2 protein-coding genes and 1 riboswitch are annotated in these 4138 nt (G+C 65.2%); both genes read left to right on the forward strand.

Features of this window, described 5'->3' with window-relative positions:
- The first annotated feature begins 198 nt into the window (after window positions 1–198).
- Window positions 199–398, forward strand: a riboswitch (cobalamin riboswitch).
- A gap of 93 nt (window positions 399–491) precedes the next feature.
- Window positions 492–1553: a cobalamin biosynthesis protein CobW gene (gene cobW / locus WBR57_RS11310; protein ID WP_424083904.1), complete on the forward strand. Its 1062-nt coding sequence runs from the start codon at window positions 492–494 to the stop codon at window positions 1551–1553.
- A 3-nt stretch (window positions 1554–1556) separates the two neighbouring features.
- A partial coding sequence (cobN, locus tag WBR57_RS11315) for a cobaltochelatase subunit CobN (RefSeq protein WP_424083905.1) occupies window positions 1557–4138 on the forward strand: 2582 nt, incomplete at its 3' end.

Raw genomic sequence — 4138 nt, forward strand, 5'->3', positions numbered from 1 at the left:
GGCCCGCGGAGTAATGCCTGTTTTCGGGCACACCGAGCGTGAGCGAGGTGCCGAGTGGTGGGGCAAGAGCCCTTTGGTTACTTTGGGGCTCTTTTCCAAAGTGACTCGCCGTAAGGGCGAAACCATAGGCAGCCATAACCGCAGCAACGGATATGTACTCAGCACCCAACCCATCATTGACCATCCCCCAAGCACTGCGTAGCCTTGCACCTTCGAGGTTCTTCGGCCCAGGCCGAAGCTAAGAAGGGAACGCGGTTCAAGCCGCGGCTGCCCCCGCAACTGTGAAGGGTTCAGCTGACTGCCACGCCACTGCCGATACGGCGGGAAGGCGCAGCCAGCGCCGGTCGCAAGACCCGTAAGCCCCAAGCCAGGAGACCTGCCTCGCAACCGATTTTCTACTTCAACCGGGCGGGGTGATCCGGTGACGAAATCCGCTTCTGCGCGCCGCCGCAGGGCCTATCGTCCCGTATGCCCGCCCCAAAGGGCATCCGATGAAAACACTGGCCAAACTCCCCGTCACCATCGTTACCGGCTTTCTCGGCTCGGGCAAAACCACCTTGCTGCGCCATATGCTCGACAACGCCCAGGGCCGTCGCATCGCGGTGATCGTCAACGAATTCGGCGAGTTGGGCATCGACGGTGAAATCCTCAAGCAGTGCTCCATCGGTTGCACCGAGGAAGAAGCCAACGGCCGCGTCTACGAATTGGCCAACGGCTGCCTGTGCTGCACCGTGCAGGAAGAGTTCTTCCCGGTGATGCGCGAACTGGTCGCGCGCCGTGGTGACCTTGACCATATCCTCATCGAGACCTCGGGCCTGGCCCTGCCAAAACCCTTGGTGCAAGCCTTCCAGTGGCCGGAAATCCGCAGCGCCTGCACGGTGGACGCGGTGATCACCGTGGTCGACAGCCCGGCCGTGGCCGCCGGCACCTTCGCCGCCTTCCCGGACCAGGTCGACGCGCAGCGCAAACTCGACCCGAACCTGGACCACGAATCGCCGCTGCACGAACTGTTTGCCGACCAGCTGGCCAGCGCCGACCTGGTGATCCTGAATAAAGCCGACCTGATCAGCCCCGAAGACCTGGCCCGCGTGCGCCTGGAAGTTGCCGAAGAGCTGCCGCCGGCGGTGAAGGTTATCGAAGCCAGCAGCGGCCGCCTGCCGCTGGACGTGCTGATCGGCCTGGGCGCCGGCTCCGAAGAGCACATCGACGGCCGCCACAGCCATCACGATCATCACCATGACGGTGAGGACGACCACGATCACGACGCGTTCGATTCGATCTCCATCGACCTGCCGCAGGCCGACGAAGCGTTGCTGCTCGACGCCCTGACCCAACTGGTGGTGCAGCACGGCATCCTGCGCGTCAAGGGGTTCGCGGCGATCCCGAACAAGCCGATGCGCCTGCTGATCCAGGGCGTGGGCACGCGTTTCGACAAGCACTTCGACCGTGCCTGGGGCGCCGATGAAGCACGCATCACCCGCCTGGTGCTGATCGGCCAGGAGCTGGACGCGGCAGGCCTCGAAGCGCAACTGCGCGCTGCGCTCAGCGTTTAACCCATGCACCTGCTCAGGACCCAGCCCGGTGGTTTCGTTTCGGACGACAACATTGCCGACCTAGGCCAGACCCCCGCTGAACTGGTGGTCCTGTGCAGCGGCGATTCCAGCCTGGCGCTGCTGGCCGAAGCGGCCCAGCAGCTGCCCGGGGATTACCCCAGTTTTCGCCTGGCCAACCCGATGCAGGTGCAGAACCATGCCTCGGTCGACCTGTACGTCGATGAGGTGCTGCGCCACGCCAAGGTCATCCTGATTTCCCTGCATGGCGGCATCGGTTATTGGCGTTACGGCATTGAGCGGCTGGTGGAATTGGCCGAGCGTGGCGTGCAGCTGATCCTGGTGCCGGGCGATGACCGCCCCGACCCGGAACTCAGCGGCTTGAGCACGGTAAACGCCGAAACCCGCGACCGTCTGTGGCACTTCCTGCGCCAGGGCGGCCTGGGCAACGCACTGGATTTCTATCGCTGCCTGGCCACCGAGTACCTGGGCCGCGACTACGCCTGGAGCGAGCCGCAAACCCTGCCGCGCACCGCGATTTATCACCCGCATAAAACCAATGCACGCTTGAATGACTGGCAGGCGGACTGGAACGCCGACTGGCCGGTGGCGGCGGTGCTGTTCTACCGCTCGCATTTGCAGGCGGCCAACACTGGCTTTATCGACGTGTTCTGCCAGCGCTTGCAGGCAGCGGGCCTCAACCCGCTGCCGATGGCGGTGGCCAGTCTGAAAGAGCCCGGCTGCCTCGCGGTGGTCGAGGACCTGCTGGACGACGTGCAGGCGGCGGTGATCCTGAACACCACCGGCTTTGCCCAGTCCAGCCCCGAGGCCCCGCATTTACGCCCGTTTCGCCGCAATATCCCGGTGATCCAGGCGATTTGCGCCCAGGATAACCAGCCCGGCTGGGAGGCCAGCGAGCAAGGCCTTGGCCCGCGCGACCTGGCGATGCACATTGCCTTGCCGGAACTGGACGGGCGCATTATCAGTCGGCCGATCAGCTTCAAGGACCTGGCCTGGCGCAGCGAGCGCAGCCAGTCGGACGTGGTGTGCTACCGCGCCGCGCCTGAGCGTATGGATTTTGTCGCCGAACTGGCGCGGCGCTGGGTCGAACTGGCGCGGGTACCGAACGCGGATAAACGCATCGCGCTAATCCTCGCCAATTACCCGACCCGCGACGGCCGTATCGGCAACGGGGTAGGGCTGGACACGCCGGCGGCGGCGTTAAATATCCTGCGCGCCCTGCAAACCGAAGGTTATCCGGTGCCTGAGGAGTTGCCGGACAGCGGCACTGCGCTGATCCATGAGTTGCTCGGCGGCGTGACCAACGACCTCGACAGCCTCGACCTGCGCCCGTGCCATCAAAGCTTGGGGCTGGAGGATTACCAGGCGATGTTCCAGCGCCTGCCCGCAGCCAACCAACAGGCGGTGCTGGAACGCTGGGGCGCGCCGCACAACGACCCGATGTGCCGCGACGGCCGCATGATGATCGCCGGCCTGCGCCTGGGCCTGACCTTTGTCGGTATCCAGCCGGCGCGCGGTTACCAGGTGGACCACAGCGCGGTCTACCACGACCCGGACCTGGTGCCGCCCCACGGCTACCTGGCGTTTTACTTCTGGCTGCGCCACACCTACGGCGCCCACGGCGTGATCCACGTGGGCAAGCACGGCAACCTGGAATGGCTGCCCGGCAAGGGCGTGGGCCTGTCGGAGAACTGCTGGCCGGATGCGTTGCTGGGGCCGCTGCCGAATATCTACCCGTTTATCGTCAACGACCCGGGCGAGGGTGCCCAGGCCAAGCGCCGCACCCAGGCGGTGATCATCGACCACCTGATGCCGCCGCTGACCCGCGCCGAAACCTACGGGCCGTTGCGCAACCTCGAGCTGTTGGCGGACGAGTATTACGAGGCACAACTACTCGATCCGCGCCGCGCCCTTGAGCTGCAAAAAGACATTCTTACGCTGGTGCGCGAAACCCACATCGATCAAGAACTCGAGTTGGCGAGCGATGTGGATGCGGCGGTCTGGTTGCCGCGCCTGGACACCTACTTGTGTGACTTGAAGGAGTCGCAGATCCGCGACGGCCTGCATATCTTTGGCCAGTCGCCTGAGGGCCGTTTGCGCATTGACACGCTGCTGGCCCTGCTGCGCATCCCGCGTGGCGATGGCCGTGGCCCGCAGTCGAGTCTGTTGCGGGTGCTGGCCAAGGCTTTCGAGCTGGGTTTCGACCCGCTCGATTGCGGCCTGGCCGACCCCTGGACCGGACGCCGTCCCGAGGTGTTGCAGAAGATCGATGCACAGTTGTGGCGCAGCGCCGGTGACACCCGTGAGCGCCTCGAGTTGTACGCGGCGCGCTTGATCGAGCAGGCGCTGGAAGGGCCGCTGGAACAGTTGGAAGAACCCGGCTGGGAAGACGTGAAAGCCGTCATCGAAAGCCTGCGCATCGTGGTTGCCCCGCGCCTGGATGCTTGCGGCGCGGCCGAAATGCGCGGCTTGCTGGACGCCTTGAGCGGCCGTTTTGTGCCCGCAGGCCCGAGCGGCGCGCCGAGCCGTGGGCGTCTCGATGTGCTGCCCACCGGGCGTAATTTCTT

The organism is Pseudomonas sp. (assembly GCF_049590575.1).
In the GTDB taxonomy this organism is placed as follows: domain Bacteria; phylum Pseudomonadota; class Gammaproteobacteria; order Pseudomonadales; family Pseudomonadaceae; genus Aquipseudomonas.

Coding starts and splice junctions, on each gene's coding strand:
- cobW (WP_424083904.1), top strand. CDS start 492: ATGAAAACACTGGCCAAACTCCCCGTCACCATCGTTACCGGCTTTCTC.